Annotated in this window: 19 protein-coding genes; 11 read left to right on the top strand and 8 right to left on the bottom strand. The window is 42.0% G+C overall.

The annotated features are described in order from the left end of the window. Positions 1 to 277: 277 nt before the first annotated feature. The gene (locus tag AC1F2U_RS05635) at positions 278 to 1,372 is read left to right on the top strand and encodes a nucleotidyltransferase domain-containing protein (RefSeq protein WP_480260214.1); all 1,095 of its coding nucleotides are present in this window, start codon (positions 278 to 280) and stop codon (positions 1,370 to 1,372) included. Positions 1,373 to 1,426: 54 nt separating this feature from the next. On the opposite strand, the gene AC1F2U_RS05630 is transcribed toward AC1F2U_RS05635, so the two are convergent. Together AC1F2U_RS05630 and bchI are read right to left on the bottom strand one after the other, a co-directional pair. After that, complete coding sequence (locus AC1F2U_RS05630; RefSeq protein ID WP_480260213.1) at positions 1,427 to 1,723, bottom strand: hypothetical protein; 297 nt, start codon at positions 1,721 to 1,723, stop codon at positions 1,427 to 1,429. 170 nt (positions 1,724 to 1,893) lie between these two features. Next, a complete protein-coding gene (bchI, locus tag AC1F2U_RS05625) occupies positions 1,894 to 3,018 on the bottom strand; it encodes a magnesium chelatase ATPase subunit I (protein WP_334899080.1) in 1,125 nt (374 codons plus the stop codon). 58 nt (positions 3,019 to 3,076) lie between these two features. Here bchI and AC1F2U_RS05620 point away from each other — a divergent pair, with 58 nt between their 5' ends. Both AC1F2U_RS05620 and AC1F2U_RS05615 read left to right on the top strand, forming a co-directional pair. Beyond that, the gene (locus AC1F2U_RS05620) at positions 3,077 to 3,307 is read left to right on the top strand and encodes a hypothetical protein (RefSeq protein ID WP_480260212.1); all 231 of its coding nucleotides are present in this window, start codon (positions 3,077 to 3,079) and stop codon (positions 3,305 to 3,307) included. 86 nt (positions 3,308 to 3,393) lie between these two features. After that, positions 3,394 to 4,659 (top strand): glycoside hydrolase family 10-like protein, encoded by a 1,266-nt coding sequence (locus AC1F2U_RS05615; protein ID WP_480260211.1) that lies wholly within the window; start codon positions 3,394 to 3,396, stop codon positions 4,657 to 4,659. Between the two features lie 108 nt (positions 4,660 to 4,767). Here AC1F2U_RS05615 and AC1F2U_RS05610 read toward each other — a convergent pair whose 3' ends face one another. Together AC1F2U_RS05610 and AC1F2U_RS05605 are read right to left on the bottom strand one after the other, a co-directional pair. Further along, the gene (locus tag AC1F2U_RS05610) at positions 4,768 to 5,451 is read right to left on the bottom strand and encodes an ATP-dependent Zn protease (protein ID WP_480260210.1); all 684 of its coding nucleotides are present in this window, start codon (positions 5,449 to 5,451) and stop codon (positions 4,768 to 4,770) included. Positions 5,452 to 5,567: 116 nt separating this feature from the next. Further along, a complete protein-coding gene (locus AC1F2U_RS05605) occupies positions 5,568 to 5,963 on the bottom strand; it encodes a hypothetical protein (RefSeq protein WP_334703466.1) in 396 nt (131 codons plus the stop codon). A 65-nt stretch (positions 5,964 to 6,028) separates the two neighbouring features. On the opposite strand from AC1F2U_RS05605, the gene AC1F2U_RS05600 reads away from it, so the two are divergent. The 6 genes from AC1F2U_RS05600 to AC1F2U_RS05575 all read left to right on the top strand — a co-directional run bounded on the left by AC1F2U_RS05600 (position 6,029) and on the right by AC1F2U_RS05575 (position 10,006). Further along, positions 6,029 to 6,715 carry a response regulator transcription factor gene (locus AC1F2U_RS05600; RefSeq protein ID WP_480260209.1) on the top strand — a complete coding sequence of 229 codons (687 nt, stop codon included), beginning with the start codon at positions 6,029 to 6,031 and terminating at the stop codon, positions 6,713 to 6,715. After that, positions 6,703 to 8,019, top strand: a complete 1,317-nt coding sequence (locus AC1F2U_RS05595) for a sensor histidine kinase (RefSeq protein WP_480260208.1) — start codon at positions 6,703 to 6,705, stop codon at positions 8,017 to 8,019. The genes AC1F2U_RS05600 and AC1F2U_RS05595 overlap by 13 nt, the downstream gene beginning before the upstream one ends. Before the next feature lie 312 nt (positions 8,020 to 8,331). Next, positions 8,332 to 8,673 carry a DNA-binding protein gene (locus tag AC1F2U_RS05590; RefSeq protein WP_334837472.1) on the top strand — a complete coding sequence of 114 codons (342 nt, stop codon included), beginning with the start codon at positions 8,332 to 8,334 and terminating at the stop codon, positions 8,671 to 8,673. Positions 8,674 to 8,946: 273 nt separating this feature from the next. Continuing rightward, positions 8,947 to 9,162, top strand: a complete 216-nt coding sequence (locus AC1F2U_RS05585) for a hypervirulence associated TUDOR domain-containing protein (RefSeq protein ID WP_322674149.1) — start codon at positions 8,947 to 8,949, stop codon at positions 9,160 to 9,162. A gap of 9 nt (positions 9,163 to 9,171) precedes the next feature. Further along, positions 9,172 to 9,498: a DUF3140 domain-containing protein gene (locus AC1F2U_RS05580; protein ID WP_480260207.1), complete on the top strand. Its 327-nt coding sequence runs from the start codon at positions 9,172 to 9,174 to the stop codon at positions 9,496 to 9,498. Positions 9,499 to 9,607: 109 nt separating this feature from the next. After that, the gene (locus AC1F2U_RS05575; protein ID WP_480260206.1) at positions 9,608 to 10,006 is read left to right on the top strand and encodes a hypothetical protein; all 399 of its coding nucleotides are present in this window, start codon (positions 9,608 to 9,610) and stop codon (positions 10,004 to 10,006) included. Here the strand turns inward: AC1F2U_RS05575 and AC1F2U_RS05570 are convergent. Continuing rightward, positions 9,972 to 12,260, bottom strand: a complete 2,289-nt coding sequence (locus AC1F2U_RS05570) for an FUSC family protein (protein ID WP_480260205.1) — start codon at positions 12,258 to 12,260, stop codon at positions 9,972 to 9,974. The two genes, AC1F2U_RS05575 and AC1F2U_RS05570, sit on opposite strands and share 35 nt — an antisense overlap. A gap of 108 nt (positions 12,261 to 12,368) precedes the next feature. Continuing rightward, positions 12,369 to 12,587, bottom strand: a complete 219-nt coding sequence (locus AC1F2U_RS05565) for a hypothetical protein (protein WP_480260204.1) — start codon at positions 12,585 to 12,587, stop codon at positions 12,369 to 12,371. 263 nt (positions 12,588 to 12,850) lie between these two features. Between AC1F2U_RS05565 and AC1F2U_RS05560 the strand changes: the two genes are divergently transcribed. Both AC1F2U_RS05560 and AC1F2U_RS05555 read left to right on the top strand, forming a co-directional pair. Continuing rightward, a complete protein-coding gene (locus AC1F2U_RS05560; RefSeq protein WP_480260203.1) occupies positions 12,851 to 13,246 on the top strand; it encodes a hypothetical protein in 396 nt (131 codons plus the stop codon). Positions 13,247 to 13,380: 134 nt separating this feature from the next. After that, positions 13,381 to 14,118, top strand: a complete 738-nt coding sequence (locus AC1F2U_RS05555) for a peptidylprolyl isomerase (RefSeq protein ID WP_480260202.1) — start codon at positions 13,381 to 13,383, stop codon at positions 14,116 to 14,118. A 306-nt stretch (positions 14,119 to 14,424) separates the two neighbouring features. Here the strand turns inward: AC1F2U_RS05555 and purU are convergent, their stop codons facing one another. Together purU and AC1F2U_RS05545 are read right to left on the bottom strand one after the other, a co-directional pair. Beyond that, entirely contained in the window at positions 14,425 to 15,279 is an 855-nt protein-coding gene (gene purU, locus AC1F2U_RS05550) for a formyltetrahydrofolate deformylase (protein ID WP_480260201.1), read from the bottom strand. 96 nt (positions 15,280 to 15,375) lie between these two features. Continuing rightward, positions 15,376 to 15,999 carry a DUF4340 domain-containing protein gene (locus tag AC1F2U_RS05545; protein WP_480260200.1) on the bottom strand — a complete coding sequence of 208 codons (624 nt, stop codon included), beginning with the start codon at positions 15,997 to 15,999 and terminating at the stop codon, positions 15,376 to 15,378. Positions 16,000 to 16,197: the final 198 nt, after the last annotated feature.

Genomic DNA, 16,197 nt, shown 5'->3' with positions numbered 1-16,197 from the left:
AGTCATTGCACCCCACCCCCAATCCCACCCCGCTTGCGAGGCTACGGTGTATACACAAGTCTTCTAGAGTTGCGCCACAGGCTTTTGATCCCCCCAACCCCCCTTAAAAAGGGGGGCAAAAAGCTTTCAAAGTCCCCCTTTTTAAGGGGGATTTAGGGGGATCTAGGACAATTTTGGTTTTTTAGAAAGTGTATAGAGTTAAAAACCCTTTCTCTACTCTCCATCTCGCCACCTGCTTAACTCATGAGTTAGGATGACTATATTTTAATCAGGTGATATGAAAAGAATAGAAGTTGAGCAAAGAACTATTTTAATTGGTTTGGCTGGTAGCCACGGCTATGGTTTAAATCGTCCTGATTCCGACTTTGATTATCGGGGAGTATTTATTGCACCCAAAAGGTACTATTTGGGATTCGATCGGATAGAACAAAAAGATACTGGTTGGGATGAACCAGGAATATTTCCATTCATTGATGGTAATAAAGACACGGTTATATATGAATTAAGAAAAATCCTCCAGTTATTAGCGGGCGCAAATCCCAATGTTTTAGAATTGCTCTGGTTAAATAACTATCCTTTTTTAAGCGCAGTCGGACAGCATTTAATAGATCGTAAACAATTATTTTTGAGCAAGAAGGTAAAACATACTTACACTGGTTATGCCTTTGCCCAAATCAAAAAGATGGAAACTCATCGGAAGTGGTTGTTAAAGCCCCCGCAAAAAAAACCAATACCATCTGACTTCGCTATAGAAGACGAAGCACCTCTGAGCAAAGATGAGCTAAATGCTTTTCTGGAATATCTTTATAACTTAATCAGAGGACGGATTGAGTTTTTAGAAGAAGCAGAACAATTATATCAATTACTGACAGCAGATATTGATTTTAAAGGAGTATTAAAACAATATACTTTACCTGATGAAACTTTGGAATATACCCAAAAGTTAACCAATAGCCGTAAAGATTTTATCCGTCTGCTTCAGAAAAGCCAAAGCTATCAAATTGCTTTAAGAGAATGGAAGGCTTACTTATCTTGGCAGGAAAATAGAAATCCGGCTAGAGCAGAAATGGAAAGAAAGTCAGGTTTTGACCTCAAACATGGAATGCACTGCATTAGATTGTTACGCAGTGGAGTAGAAATATTGCGACGAGGTGAAGTAATTGTAGATAGGAGAACAGCTGGTGATGTTGAGGATTTAAAAGCTATTTTAAAAGGTGAGTATTCTTATGAGCAGGTGATGAAAATAGCAGAAGATTTGGTCGCCGAAATGGAAGTTGTTTGCGAACAATCTCCCCTACCTCATAAACCTGATTTGGAGCAAATTAATGATTTGTGTATGGAATTGGTGGAAATGCAAAAATGGAGTCATTAGTCATTAGTCATTGGTGCTTATAACTGACAAAGGACAAATAACAAATGACTAATTTTAAAGAGTGTACATTAAATCAGCAAAGCCATAGAGGCTGATGATGAGTAATAGGGATGCTGTTAGTTGGGTAATTCGCGTTTGGGGTGAGGGAGCGATCGCTTCCCGCACTAAGATGGAAATAGATGCCCCAACTACTAAGCTCAAGCCTAAGATTAAATAGGGTATGTCGGGTAAAATACTGGCTATTGCCAGCATTGCGATCGCTAAAAAGAGCATCAATAATTCTACAAACCTGGGCGGGTTGTATTGGCTAGATAGAACAAAGCTGTTGAACCAAAAAGACCAAAATCTCATATTTCAGTACTGAGTTAAGAGTTAGGAGTTAAGAGTTAGGAGTTGTGAGTTATATAGTCAGTGCTGAGTGAGGAATTAAAGTTGTGAGATATGAAGCAGCTTTCCATTCAAAGCTCTTAACTATTAATTCTTCACCGGAGGCGGAGCGTTTCCGGCTCCGCTCCTAACTTTTAACCCCTAGCTCCTAATTTTTGACCTGTGCCGTTCTTTTGTGCAGTATCACTTTCTGGTAGTTCCACGCCAAAGACGCGGCTAAAAACTTTGGCAACTTTATAGCCAGAATCAATCGATTCTAAAGGGTCTTTCCGCAGTCTGTGACGCAAACATAGCGTAATTACACGATGGATATCATCAACTGTAACTTCAGCGCGTCCTTCATAAGCTGTTAAGGCTTTGGCGGCGCGGTTACTAACAATGTCACCCCGCAAACCATCTACATCCAGTTCTGAACAGACTTCAGAAATTTTTACCCGCAGATCGTAGTCAATTTTCACTTCTGGTAAAAGCTGTTGAGCATTGACAATTTGCTGTTGCAATGCTTCTTGCTGGGGTTTGTAGTTTTCGAGAAATACGGGGGGATTTTGGTCAAAATCCGCCCGTTGTTCCACGATTTGCACCCGCAAAGCTGGTTCTTTTACGGTGTGAATTTCTGCGTGCATCCCAAAGCGATCGAGCAGTTGGGGACGTAGTTCGCCTTCTTCTGGGTTTCCAGAACCCACAAGCACGAAACGCGCTGGGTGACGAATAGAAATACCTTCCCGTTCTACAGTGTTCCATCCACTGGCAGCGGAGTCGAGTAACACGTCTACAAGGTGGTCATCTAGTAAGTTGACTTCATCCACATAGAGAATGCCCCGGTTAGCCTTTGCCAGAAGTCCCGGTTCAAAAGCTTTGACACCTTCAGATAAAGCTTTCTCGATGTCGATTGTGCCACAAACTCGGTCTTCAGTAGCTCCTAGCGGCAGGTCTACCATTTGGACTTTTTTCTGAGCTACGGGAATTTCCGCCCCTTGTTCTAACAGTTGGCGGACTTCATCGCTCATCAAGTCAGGGTCGCTAGGATCGCTACTGAAGGGGTCATTAGCAACCACAGAAATTTCTGGTAGCAGATCCGCCAGCGCCCGAATAGTTGTGGATTTCCCGGTGCCGCGATCGCCCATAATCATTACACCCCCAATTTTGGGGTCAATCACGTTCAATAGCAGCGCCAGTTTCATTTCTTCCTGGCCCACAATTGCCGTAAAAGGAAATACTACGCGACGCGCACTTGCCGTGGATTGAGCAGTTGGACTCACTAAATTACCTTAACAATATTTTTCTTATTACAGTTCTTTATTGTGACACAGGTAGGGCATGGGGGAATGTGAAGATCGGGAGCAGGGGGGCAGGGGGGCAGGGGAGCAGGGGAGCAGGGGAGCAGGGGAGCAGGGGAGCAGGGGAGAAGTTGTAGTAAGTTTTTCCCCTCTGCCCCTCCGCCTCTCTGCCCCTCTGCCTCTTGTACCCAATGCTCCATTCCCCATACGAATATCTATTGGGCACAAATGCTTATTAGCTGCGTCAACTACCTTAATTTGTCTGTTTTAGTTTTTTGGTGCAAAAGTTCCATAAACAAGGAACGAACAACTACCAACTCATCAATTCTGTACTAAGCATAAATACTTGTAGACTATATGGTTAGTAGATTCAATCGTAAAAACGAGCAATGGCGTGTGTGGGTAGCTAATGCATCATTCAAATTTATGAAATCATCTTTTATTGTCCAAAGTTGGCGGCGACTACTTAAATCTCTTTTTCCCATTCTCATTTTAATATCGTTTGTTACTGTATTTCTGGTGGACAGTTTCACCCCTGCGATCGCACAGTTACCTCGTCAGGAAATTCGCGGGGTTTGGATGACCACTAATGATTTTGACACCCTCAAAAATCGGGATAAGGTGCAGGATGCAGTGAGTCAACTGCGGCGGATGAACTTCAACACAATCTATCCTGTGGTGTGGAATTCTGGCTATGTGATGTATCCTAGTACCTTAGCACAACGTGCAGGTATTCAACCTTTTGTCTACAAAGGTTCAGATGGACATGATATTCTGGCAGACCTCATTACCCAAGCTCATCGCCAAGGATTGCTAGTGATTCCCTGGTTTGAGTTTGGTTTCATGGCTCCCCCAACCTCAGAACTAGCAATGAATTACCCGGATTGGTTCACACAAAAGCGGGATGGTAGCCAAACTTCAAACAGTGCGGCTGGTGAGGTGATGTGGCTCAATCCATTCCATCCAAAAGTGCAACAGTTCATCACTAATCTTGTGCTAGAAACTGTTACCCAATATGATGCCGATGGCATTCAGTTTGACGATCACATGAGTTTGCCTCACGAATTTGGTTACGACCAATATACAGTTGCTTTGTATACCAAAGAAACGAAAAATCCTCCCCCAAAAGATCCCCAAGATGCGGCGTGGGTAAAGTGGCGGGCAGATAAGATTACGGCATTCATGGTAAAACTTAATCAAGCGGTGAAGCAGAGAAAACCCCAGGTGATTTTCTCTGTTTCTCCTAATTACTATGATTTTGCTTACAAATTTCACCTGCAAGATTGGCTAGGTTGGATGCGGCAAAATATTGTGGACGAGTTAATTGTGCAAATTTATCGTCCGGATCTAAAAAGTTTTGTGGCAAATATTTCCCGCGCAGAAATTCAAGAAGCGCAACAAAGAATTCCAACTGGAGTTGGCATTATGACAGGGTTACGAAATAACCCAGTTCCCATACAGCAAATTAAGTCTCAGGTGCGGGCTGCCCAAGAACGCGGTCTAGGCGTAACCTTCTTTTATTATGAAAGTCTTTGGAACGATGCTCTAGAATCTTTAACTGAGCGACAAGCTGGATTTCAAAATCTTTTTCCATCTCCTGCACTCCGCGCCAGAGCTGAATAACTTTTCTGTTTAAGATAATGTTAATGAGTTCGTAGTAAGGACTTTAGTCCTTTTTTTTAGCACTAAAGTGCTTACTACAAACTCTCAAAACTAGCTTGATATAACTTCTTACTTCCCACTCCCTACTCCTAACTCAGCATGACAATCTTCTACTGAAACGCCTTGTCGCATGGCACTAACTAAAGTCTCATAGCTAGACCAATTTTCTTGCAGTAGAGTTTTTGCTTGGAGAGCATGAAACCGCAGTTTTTGCTCATAAACTGATTCAGAAAAGCCTAACATTGTCAAGACTCCTATCAGCTTGCTTTTATCATCAGTTCCACCCTCAGCATTATTAAAAACCAGGGTTTCAGCAGCAATACCCGCCATCCAAACAGTACAGTAGCGGTCTAGCATTTGGGCGCTGATTTTACCTACTTCTAGTTGAGATGCTAATTCGCCATCATCAAAGCTAACACCGCCTTGTCCAGGTTGCCCCTGTTTCCAGGCTTCCCAAGCGCTGAGTGTGTAGCCACTAATGGGAATACCCAACAGGTAAGCAACCAAAAAATGTCCTGCTTCGTGGTGGACGATGCGATCGCGGTGTTCTTTTGAAAAACCAGCAATCCAATCTACAAAGATAGTACCACCCTTGCCTTGCAAGCTGAAGCTATCTAATGTCGCTATACCTAAGATGGTGAAGGTAGCAAGTGCTGGGACTGCCGGTGATAAATTGAAGAATGGCCCCACCAGTACCGATAGGGTCATGAGAAAGATAGATATTGCAACTAAATTTAGGCTAGTTTGGCTCATTGAAAGTTTTCTGAATGCAACTTAATATTTCTTTATTATGTAGGAATTAATGTATATTTAATTGTTTAGGTGTGGATTTGTGATTTTGGTTGATTAATTTATTCTTTGGAAGTCCCTTAGTTCTCAATGCGATAACGTATCAACTGCTTTATTGCTGTTATTGGTAATCCTAAAGCTTGAGCGATCGCAGCATCGATTTGAGCATATTCAGTCACAGGAAACTCAAATTCCATCTCCTTTAAAAGCGAATCAGCAGTGTAAACTTTAACTTCAGTCAACTTTTGTTTGCGTTGAATTACAGCTTCAATAGACATGACAGCTAGTGAAACAGAAAACTGAATTTGATGTTTTGAGTCGGCGTGAATTTGGGCAGTTGGATCGTAGGTATAGCTTAATACTTGATGCGTTAGCAAACCCGTACTCAACCAAAAAAACAATCCGATTAAGGGTATTGGCAGCCAAAACTCTAGTCCTAAGTTAATGAGAAATTGCAACCAACGAGGTCGAGCCATAATACAGAAAAAGTTTGATGATTAATTCATCATAGGAAAAAGAAAAAAATACAGCGACATGATGAATGAGAATCTTACTTGTAGAAGATGATATTACTCAGTTACAACCACTACAGGGTGCGCTATCGAAAGTCGGACATATTGTAGATGGTGCTGAAGATGGTGAAACAGCCCAATGGTTAATGCAACAGAGAGACTACGATCTGTTAATTTTAGATTGGATGTTGCCCAAGGTGAGTGGTGTTAGTCTGTGTCAACAGTATCGTCAAGCAGGAAAAACGGCTCCAGTGCTGATTCTCACAGCTAAAGATACAATTTTGGATAAAGTATCTGCTTTAGATGTTGGTGCAGATGACTATCTAGTTAAACCCTTTAGTTTGCTGGAACTGTTGGCAAGAGTACGAGCACTGGGACGCAGAGCGCCACTCTGGCAAGGCGACACGCTAGAGTTAGCCGACCTACAACTTCATCTCAACACTCTAACGTTACAACGCCAGGAAGTTACAGTCCAGTTGTCGGGTCGAGAGTTTCAATTGCTAGAATATTTCTTTCGACATCCCAGACAGGTACTTACTCATGACCAAATCGAACAAGCACTTTGGGAGTGGAATATACAACCAGACAGTAAAGCGATCGCCATGTCAGTGCATCGACTGCGGCAGCGCTTACAGATGGTGAAAGCAGAAGATTGGCTGCAAACCGTTTACGGTATGGGATATAGATTGCTTGCTCCTGAATCATGCGATCGCTAATCCCTAATATGTTCAACCGCAGTCGGCGTAACCTAGCTCGCTGGTTTACGCTCTCTATGGGAAGTATTTTGGCGATCTTTGCAACAATACTTTACTTTTTAGAAGTAAAAGAGCAATTGCGGGCATTTGACCAAGAACTTTACAACACAACTCAGTTGATGGTGGCTGGCGTTGAAGATGGACTTTACCAAGAACAGCAACGCATTAGTCTCGAAGATGTCCCCATCTTGGGTGGTGAAGCTTTGCCTTTTGACAATAAAATTATTTATGCCCGTTGGTACACTCCCAAAAAGCAATTACTAGAGTTTTTTGGTGTCATTCCATCAGAGCAGTTAAATAATCGATTAGGATTTCAAACAATTGAGTTAAGCGATCGCGTTTCTACCAGTGTTCGCCAAAATAAACAGCTGCGTCAATTAACAGTTCCTGTTTTTCAGGATAAACAATTAATTGGCTATCTAGAGATAGCCGCTTCTTTAGCGCCTGTTGAAGAAACTTTATGGTCGTTGAGACTGTTTTTAATAGTAGGTGTACCCATTGCTTTAAGCGTAATTGGTTTGACGGGGTGGTTTCTTGGTGGAATGGCCATGCAGCCAATTCGCCAAGCCTACGAGCAATTACAGCGTTTTACAGCCGATGCTTCCCACGAGCTACGGACACCCCTTCAGGCAATTCGGAATCATGCTCAGTTTAGTTTGCTCGAACCAATCGATCCCAATCAACAGCAAAGTTCCCTGGAAAATATTGACCAGATTACTGAATCAATGGGAATGTTGATCGGTGATTTATTATTCTTAGCTCGAAATGAAGGACAGTTAAAGCCAGAGGCACTTAACCGCGTCAATTTGGTTAGCTGGCTGGGAGGATTAGTAGAGGAATACACTCACTCAGCAAAGGTAAAAAACTTAGAATTCACCAGCGAATTTCCTGAACAATTGGTAATGTTGAGAATAAATCCAGATTTAATGCGGCAAGCAGTAACAAATCTTCTTAGTAATGCCTGCCGCTACACGCCGTCTGGAGGTAGAGTTTGCTTACGAGTCTTCTTTGAGTCTCGTTGGGTAGTAATTGAAGTACAGGATAGCGGTATTGGGATTCCAGAGGCAGATTTACCGCATATCTTTGAGCGGTTTTATCGAGTAGATAGTGTGCGATCGCGCCATACAGGAGGCTTCGGGTTAGGATTAGCGATCGCCCAACAAATTGTCCAGGTACATGAAGGACAAATTATCGCAATCAGCCGTTTGGATGAAGGCTCTACATTTCAAATCAAGCTACCCTTCACGCCTAAACCTTTACCATAAGGAGCAATTAATACTGGACAAGCAAAGATTTTAATTGTTAGTGAAGGAATTTCTTGGCTTAAAAGGTTGTTTGAAAAGTGGTTTGCTGTGATTTTAGGCACTAACTGATCCCCCCTAGCCCCCCTTAAAAAGGGGGGAACCGGAATCAAAGTCCCCCTTTTTAAGGGGGATTTAGGGGGATCTAGAACGTTTTGTTACCGAGAAGAAAACTTTTCAAACATCCTCTAAGACCGTGCTGTTACTTTCTTGTTACTTTTATCCGGCAATCTGAAAATAAGCGTGAGTTACACATCAGATTGGAGGTCTTAACAAATGAATTTCAATCCTATACCCAGCATCGTTTTAACTAGCTTGTTTGCCTTGCTAATTTCTTTTGAGGTGGAAGCGCAGAAAGCACCAAACCAAATTGACAATTCGCCAAACGCTCGTGTTACTACTATCTCCGGTCAAGTTACTAAGCTTTTAGATGACGAGTTCATTCTCAACGATGGTAAGGGACAAATCATTGTTGATGCAGAACCTCAGTTGGGGCAACCCATTAACCTCTCTGTAGGAGAACAAGTCACCGTAGTTGGCAACTATGATAACAATGAGTTCAATGCCCTTAGTATTACTCGTGCCAACGGTGAAACTATTCAAATTCATGACGATTAAATCTCCGATACTTCAGATTGTTCCCATGAATCTAATTTTGATTGCTGAAGACTAACCGGCGTTGCTGAATCAAGGGATGATTCTTGTAGGGTGGGCGTCTCACCCGCCCCGAAATACAAGGGACGGGCAAGATGCCCATCCCGCAAATATGCAACGCCGACTAACCTTGTTTGCTGTTTTTTTCTCTATCACTAGAATGATGGCTACTTTTCCAGTCGCAGACATAATGTGACCTTAGTAGGTATAAAACATCAAATAGGATAGGAGATGAATGTGGCTGAAGAATTTAAAAAAGGCGATCGCGTTGAATGGAACACTTCACAAGGTAAAACAACTGGCAAAGTAGTAAAGAAGCTCACTTCACCTACAGATATAAAAGAACACCATATTGCTGCAAGTGAAGATAACCCCGAATATTTAGTTGAAAGCGATAAGACAGGAAAACAAGCTGCTCACAAGCCTGATGCTCTGAAGAAAGTAGAGGAGTAATGCTTAGTTATGAGTAAAGATGTTAAAGCGGTGATTGACGAGTTTCATCAAGCTGTCAATATGACACCTAAAGAACTAGAGTCTTGGCTAGATACGGATGAGTCACAAACTGTTGGGCAAAAGGATGGCGACGATGAGTCAATCGGTCATAAATCTGGACGGCGTATCATCCAGCTATTGCAGAGAAAGGATGATTATACCAACGACGATCTTTCGCATATGAAGAAAGTTATTAGTTACGTCCATCGTCACATGGCACAGAAGCCATCGGGTGATTTGGAACACACACGCTGGTGCTATTCTTTGAAGAATTGGGGACACGATCCACTTAAGTAAAGTACCTTATAGCCCGCCATTTAGGTGGGCAAATTCCCGCGATCGCTCTAAATACAGTTTTGCGTATAAAGCATAGCATTTTAATGTAAGGGAATATATTGGCATTGCAGTGAGATACATTAGCATTGCAGAGGAATACATCGGCATTGCAGAGGGATACATCGGCATTGCAGAGGGATACATCGGCATTGCAGTGAGATGCATCGGCATTGCAGTGAGATGCATCGGCATTGCAGAGGATTGCAGTGGGACGCATTGGCATTGCAACGTATTGCCAAATTTAATTCGCTACAAATTAATGAAATCCTGTACTAAGTGTTTACGCCGCAGAAACGACACAAAAACAGGTTTTTACAGCCGGATTTTAACTTCATATTGCAAAACCAGCCGATCCTGGCAAACTGGTAGCTGCGATCGCAGACTCACAAAAATCAAGAGGTTAACACCCGCGCAAAGCAAGCGCGAAAAGAAAATCATTCTTGCAGACGAGCAATTACACAGTGCATAACTTTAATTTCATTAACAATTCGATCCAGTTCTGTAGAGAGCGGAGTTTGTTCTTGAACAGCTTGTAATGTGGGAGTTAAAGTGTTGAAATTGGTAGCAATCTCTGATAACCGAGCAGTATGTAACTGTTCGATTTGGACGTGAATTGCTTCGAGATAGCTATCCAGCGCTGGTAATGGTTGGGGTGGCTGTCCCTGTGCAAGGGCATCTGCTAAGTTTTCCAAAACTTGAACAATGGTATCAGCAAGTCGCTTGAGTTCAGGAAATTGGTACTCGCCGCTAAATTCCCGCAGATGTTCTGCCAAAGTTGTTACCGAACTGAAAAAGCCACGAATGTATATCATCAGCGTCATTACAGGTTCGATTTCTCCCTGAATGTGACGAGGTTCGCTGAATAATCGTTGAGCTGCGGCGTTGGCGTTGGCGTTCTCTAGTGCTGCTTGGTGGCGTAGCATGTTGATAGAATCAGCAAACGCATTCTGTTCTGGATGGAGATAGTTAGCAATTACTTGTTGAAAGTAAGCAAGATTAGCTCGAATTGTTTTTTCCAGTTGTGCAGGAAGTTGCTGTCGTTCCCAACGAGGAAAAAGCAAATAGCTACCAAGCAATGCTAAGACACCCCCAGCCAAGCTATCGAAGATCCGCAATACTCCAATCTTCCAGCCGCCTGCACTAATAATGTTGAGTAGCAATATGATAGCGGGAGTCAGGAGTATGGTAAATAAGCTGTAGCTTAACGATCGCACCGACATCGCCACAAACACCAGCAGCAGGAAACAAACTGCGATCGCCAATTGATTCTTAACTAGTAAAACCAGAGCAATACCGATAATTCCACCCAAAATAGTGCCAACGACTCTTTGGACTGTTGTCTGTGACGTTCCACCAAAGTTAGGTTTAAGTGCAACTAAAGCTGTGAGCGTTATCCAGTAACCTCTAGGTAGTTGGAATAGCGAGGCAAGTAATTCAGCAAAAGTTGTGATCAGTGCGAGGCGCAACGCATGACGAAAGAGGACTGAATCAAAAGTGAAATTATTTCGCAGCGTATCAATAATTGTAGAACGCTCTGGTTGGGCTGGGGGGGAAATATCTCGTTGGGCAATGCTGTTACGCAGTTTTCCTTGGCTTAAATCTGTAGCAATCTCTGCATCAGTATGAATTTGCTCTACTAGCTTTGTCAGACTGGCTGTAATTTTCCCAAGGTTGAGGAGATCGGAATAATCATCTGTCTGAGCATTGATAGTTTGATTAAGGACTTGCGAACGCAGAACTTGCCTTTGGTGTTCTAGTGCTTCAAGACTCCGATCGAGATCCCCTAAGTGAGGTGATTTTTTTCCTTTGGCGATCGCTTGTGATAACATTTGCAGAGCAATTGCCGACTGTTCTAGCACTTGCTGAATTTCTTGTTGTAACCGAGAAAATAGTTCATGTTCCGATGCGATCGCTAATAGTTCGCTCAGTGCTACAACAGAATTGACAATTTGATTTATATCCTCAATTAATACGAGTAACTGATTTCCCCGCAGGGTAGCTCCTCTTTGCCTAGTCCAGATAGTTGTCCAGACGCTACGGGCAGATGTTAAGTTTTGAATGACCGTATCCTGAGCTTGCAAAAATCGCTGTTCCCACTCCTGACGATCCTTTGGATTTAATGCTCTCTGGCTTGCCAAGTCTACAAAATTGCTTAATGAGAGATAACAGTTAGCGACTGTCTGTATTGCAGGTACATCAGGACGCACCGCCCACAATCCCAATGACAACACAGTAGTCCATGTTCCACCAGCCAGACATAACGCACAGTGTTGAATAAGAGTAGGCAAATTAGAAAATGAAGCGAATCTAGCCAGCGCAATCACAAACATTATCGAAGTAACCAAGCTGACAGATGCAGCCACGTTGCCATAGAGATTTGCTAAACCTGCTATAAATATTACCAAGAACGTGGTCGGGACAGCTAACCAGAGATGATCGCTAACCAGACTTGCGATTAGGAACATTACAGTTACCCCAAGCGTAGCTGCGATCATAGCGATCGCTCGCTGACGGTAGGCTCCGTCAACATTTACCATGCCAACGAACCAAGCTGCCATAGTGGCGATCGCACTTTCAGCAGCATGACCTGTAATGATTCCAATTCCAATCGGGACACCCAGTACAAAAAGGCTACGCAATCCAGAGGCAATGGCGGGCTTACCTGGCTGGAGTTGAAACTGCTGCAACAACCAACTAAGAGGACGTTTATCTGTAAATGACATTATGAGACTGGCGACTATAACAAAGCGCGATCGCTTCTTAAAGCATTTTAGCCAGATATAACTGCATGGCGGATGTCTGTAATATGTCTTTTGAGGTCATTGAGTTGCTTAATTTTTGCGATCGCTGGTGCATTTACTGAGAATGACTTCCAGCCCATTTTGTACTTGCTCAAGTTCTTGGCGCTTTTGGTAAATCCACATCTTTTCAGCCTCACGTTGTTCCAGAGTTTCATTGTGAGCCTTTTCCTGCTGTTCGAGGAGATTTTCGTAAAGTGCGATCGCTTCTGCAATGACTCGACTAAGTGATTCAAGAGCAGATTCTGACATCGCGCCTACTGACTTCTTCTATTTTTTCCAAAATTTTCTGCTTTTTGAATTTTTGGCTTGTATAAGTCAATATGAAATTTTATGACTGGATTCAGCACTTCGATTGATCAAGGTGATATCTTTTCAATAGTAATTAAGCCTTGTGATTGACTGTATTTTGCCCTATCTCAATTACTGTAGAGCTTTTGGGTTTCGCACCGCAAACTAGCCAAAGCTCAAGTATAAAATAGCATCTAAAAAATCTTGAAGGAGAATAAAGCATCATGGCTAAAGTCTACTTATATTACATAGAATGTATCGACGAGCAAGATCCACGTGGTGGTGATAATAATGATGAAATCTATTACCTAGTTGAGAGTAGTTCTAAGAAAAATACAGTGAGTGATAGTTTTGATGCTGATGAAATTCTCTTCCCAAACAAACTACTCGAAAACGATCCGGCGACCAAAGCAGACCCTCTGTTTTTTACACTATGGGAAGACGATCCTGGCTCTGGCCCTTCTTTCGATGACAAATTTAGCTCCATACGCCAATTTGCCGGTAGCGATCCAGGCACAATCAAAGACGGCGGAATTTTCTTTGATGGAACACCTGGCTACTTTCGATTTACGTTTTCTGGAAATGGCGGCCAGTATGAACTAGGATTTGATGTTAAATAAATAAACAAAAGTTCCTTGTGTACTTGTATCTGAAAATGATCTTTCAAAGCCCAGATGAGTTTTGTAAGTAGAGGCTTGATCTCTGCTTACAAAACAGATTAAAAGTATGAATAAATCCGTAGGCTTTCTCAGATATGGCTCAGATTTTGCAAGTTGAAAATCAAAAAATCCCGACGGCAAAAATTGTCAGCTTGTTGGCAAGCTATCAGCTGTTTCCCCAATTTTTACGTGAGATTATCACTGATCAGGCGATCGCTTCCTTTACCTGTACGCTTGAAGAAAAAGCCAGTGCTTGTGAGCAATTTTATCAGAAATGGCAGCTTACTTCCGAGTTAAAACGTCAGCAATGGCTAGAACTCTATGAAATGACTCCAGAGCAGCTAGAAACTATAGCTATCCGAGAACTAAGAATTGAGAAGTTTAAACAAGCTAACTGGGAGTCGAAAATTGAAAGTCATTTCCTTAAGCGTAAGTCTTCGCTAAACAAAGTAATTTATTCCTTAATCAGGACGAAGGATGAAGGGCTTGCTGACGAGCTTTATTTCCGACTTCAGGAAGGAGAGCAATCCTTTACTGAACTAGCTCGACAATTTTCTCAAGGGCCAGAAGCAAAAAGCGGAGGTTGGTGTGGGCCAGTCGAACTCGGTAAAATCTCCCCAAAGCTAGCAGAAATGTTGTATGGCAGTAGAGCAGGTCAACTATGGCGTCCTACTCGTTTAGGAGAATGGCTGGTGATTGTGAGGCTAGAGATACTTATCCCAGCTTTACTAGATGAATCAATGCGCCAGCGACTGCTAGATGAATTCTTTGAAGCCTGGCTAAAAGAAAAACTAGTTGAACTAACCAATGGTGGCTGGATCTCCCTGGATTGACTAATAGGTAGTAGGTAGTGTTTTAAATTTGTTCAAGCTATAAATTTTTTGCTTACTCGCGTATTAATGCACAGGCTTAAATTACTGGTTATAAAATATTAGTTACATCTTATTTGCAACAGGCATCAAACCTAACTGTTGGTAATCTTTATTACTACTTTAAAATCAGCGGTGAATCGAAAGATAAAACAGAGGTAACTTTAGCTAACTAAAACAGCTACGGCGATTATTGAAATAAGTATTTTGTAAAGTCCGCCTACGCGGACTTTGTTTGTATAGCTGCGACTTCCAGCACTTGAGCATGATTTACTCAAATACCACTGTTCTATTACCATATACTAATACACGATTTTGCAAATGCGATCGCACCGCTCTTGCTAATACAACTCTCTCTAAATCTTTGCCTTTTCTTACCAAATCATCAACTTCATCACGGTGACTAACTCGCACCACATCTTGTTCAATAATTGGGCCTGCATCTAAATCGGCAGTGGCGTAATGAGCAGTTGCACCAATAATTTTCACACCACGTTCAAAAGCTCGGTGATAAGGGTTTGCTCCGATAAAAGCTGGTAAAAATGAATGATGTATATTAATAATTTGCGGAAATTGATTAATAAAATCTGCACTAACAATCTGCATATATTTCGCCAATACAACTAAATCTATTTTGTACTTGCGTAATAATTCTAATTGTTGGGTTTCTTGTTCTGCTTTATTATCTTTATTGATGGGAATGTGCTGGAAGTCGATATTAAATTGCTCCGCAACTCCCTTTAAATTAGAATGGTTACTAATAATTAAAGGAATTTCAGCAATAAATTCTTTAGCACGTTGTCGCCAAATCAAGTCAAATAGACAATGGTCTTGCCGACTTACCCAAATAGCAATGCGTGGTACTGCATCAGAAAAACGTAGTTCCCACTTAGCGCCTAAAGGTTGTGCGATCGCATTAAATGCAGGGGCAATAAATTCTCGCGGTAAATTGAACCCATCTAACTGCCATTCAATGCGCGTAAGGAATAACCCAGCAGCAAAATCTGTGTGTTGATCTGCATGGATAATATTACCACCATTAGAATAGATGAAATTGGCAAATTTTGCTACTAGTCCTCTTCGATCGGGGCAGGAAATCAGCAATGTTGCTGTCGGATTTGTCATAGTAACTTAGAAAAACTAGTGAGATTTGAAGTAGAGTAGCACAGATGTGCTAACCCATTGTGCGTTACCGAAACATACCACAGAAACCGTAATTGCTTATTTACTATTTGTTGGAATTGGTAAAGGGGTGCTGAGTCCAGGTAGCTTCTGACTATTATCTACAGGTTGTTTCCACTCTGATAGTTCCCGATTTACGGCATTGGCAAAATCTGTAGATACTAACAGCACATTTATATTTCCATCGGGTTTCGTAGCAGGGTCAGTTTGAGCATATAAAAAACGACCGTTAAAGTTAGATTTACCCAAAATCAACTGATGGCTTTGTCGGTTTTTCAGGGTGATATTAATAGTTGCTTGGGGTGGATCTAAAGCAAATTCTCCAAGCTGTTTTGCTGGAGTTGATAAAGTGCGATCGCTATTGCCCTTGACCAACAAATCCATTAAATAAGAAACAATAGCGTCATTTGCTGGGCCCGATATCGGAGATTTGATTAACCACTTGGGGTTACTAGATTCAGGGTTACGTTCCAGATTCAAGGTAAGTTTGTTTGTCTTGACTGTTAAAGCCTGCACATCATCTTCTGCAAAAGAGAAAATTTTCTGCTTTTGTTCCTTTGTTTCTTCTCGCACAGTTGCACCCCGAATTTCATAGAAGTAAACAAAACCACCTAAACCCAGCGCTAGCAGTATCAAAATTAAAGTCGTTCGCGGCAATTTCATTTTTTAATCATTTGTCATTTGTCGTTCGGTCTGAGAGGATGTTTAAAAAGTCCTCTTGTCGATATCAAAAGTTTTAGATCCCCCTAAATCCCCCTTAAAAAAGGGGACTTTAATTCCGGTTCCCCCCTTTTTAAGGGGGGTTAGGGGGGATCTAAAAGTGCCTAAAGTCACAGCAAAAGACTTTTCAAACAACCTCTG

Source organism: Nostoc sp. LEGE 12454, from assembly GCF_056620565.1.
This window is presented reverse-complemented; position numbering and strand designations above follow the sequence as displayed.

What these genes read in the sequence shown, in the direction of transcription:
- AC1F2U_RS05605 (WP_334703466.1), bottom strand. Translation starts at nt 5,963, where the DNA reads ATGGCTCGACCTCGTTGGTTGCAATTTCTCATTAACTTAGGACTAGAG.
- AC1F2U_RS05630 (WP_480260213.1), bottom strand. Translation starts at nt 1,723, where the DNA reads ATGAGATTTTGGTCTTTTTGGTTCAACAGCTTTGTTCTATCTAGCCAA.
- AC1F2U_RS05620 (WP_480260212.1), top strand. Translation starts at nt 3,077, where the DNA reads ATGGGGGAATGTGAAGATCGGGAGCAGGGGGGCAGGGGGGCAGGGGAG.
- AC1F2U_RS05565 (WP_480260204.1), bottom strand. Translation starts at nt 12,587, where the DNA reads ATGTCAGAATCTGCTCTTGAATCACTTAGTCGAGTCATTGCAGAAGCG.
- AC1F2U_RS05545 (WP_480260200.1), bottom strand. Translation starts at nt 15,999, where the DNA reads ATGAAATTGCCGCGAACGACTTTAATTTTGATACTGCTAGCGCTGGGT.
- AC1F2U_RS05635 (WP_480260214.1), top strand. Translation starts at nt 278, where the DNA reads ATGAAAAGAATAGAAGTTGAGCAAAGAACTATTTTAATTGGTTTGGCT.
- purU (WP_480260201.1), bottom strand. Translation starts at nt 15,279, where the DNA reads ATGACAAATCCGACAGCAACATTGCTGATTTCCTGCCCCGATCGAAGA.
- AC1F2U_RS05615 (WP_480260211.1), top strand. Translation starts at nt 3,394, where the DNA reads ATGGTTAGTAGATTCAATCGTAAAAACGAGCAATGGCGTGTGTGGGTA.
- AC1F2U_RS05590 (WP_334837472.1), top strand. Translation starts at nt 8,332, where the DNA reads ATGAATTTCAATCCTATACCCAGCATCGTTTTAACTAGCTTGTTTGCC.
- AC1F2U_RS05555 (WP_480260202.1), top strand. Translation starts at nt 13,381, where the DNA reads ATGGCTCAGATTTTGCAAGTTGAAAATCAAAAAATCCCGACGGCAAAA.
- AC1F2U_RS05595 (WP_480260208.1), top strand. Translation starts at nt 6,703, where the DNA reads ATGCGATCGCTAATCCCTAATATGTTCAACCGCAGTCGGCGTAACCTA.
- AC1F2U_RS05570 (WP_480260205.1), bottom strand. Translation starts at nt 12,260, where the DNA reads ATGTCATTTACAGATAAACGTCCTCTTAGTTGGTTGTTGCAGCAGTTT.
- AC1F2U_RS05580 (WP_480260207.1), top strand. Translation starts at nt 9,172, where the DNA reads ATGAGTAAAGATGTTAAAGCGGTGATTGACGAGTTTCATCAAGCTGTC.
- AC1F2U_RS05560 (WP_480260203.1), top strand. Translation starts at nt 12,851, where the DNA reads ATGGCTAAAGTCTACTTATATTACATAGAATGTATCGACGAGCAAGAT.
- AC1F2U_RS05600 (WP_480260209.1), top strand. Translation starts at nt 6,029, where the DNA reads ATGAGAATCTTACTTGTAGAAGATGATATTACTCAGTTACAACCACTA.
- AC1F2U_RS05610 (WP_480260210.1), bottom strand. Translation starts at nt 5,451, where the DNA reads ATGAGCCAAACTAGCCTAAATTTAGTTGCAATATCTATCTTTCTCATG.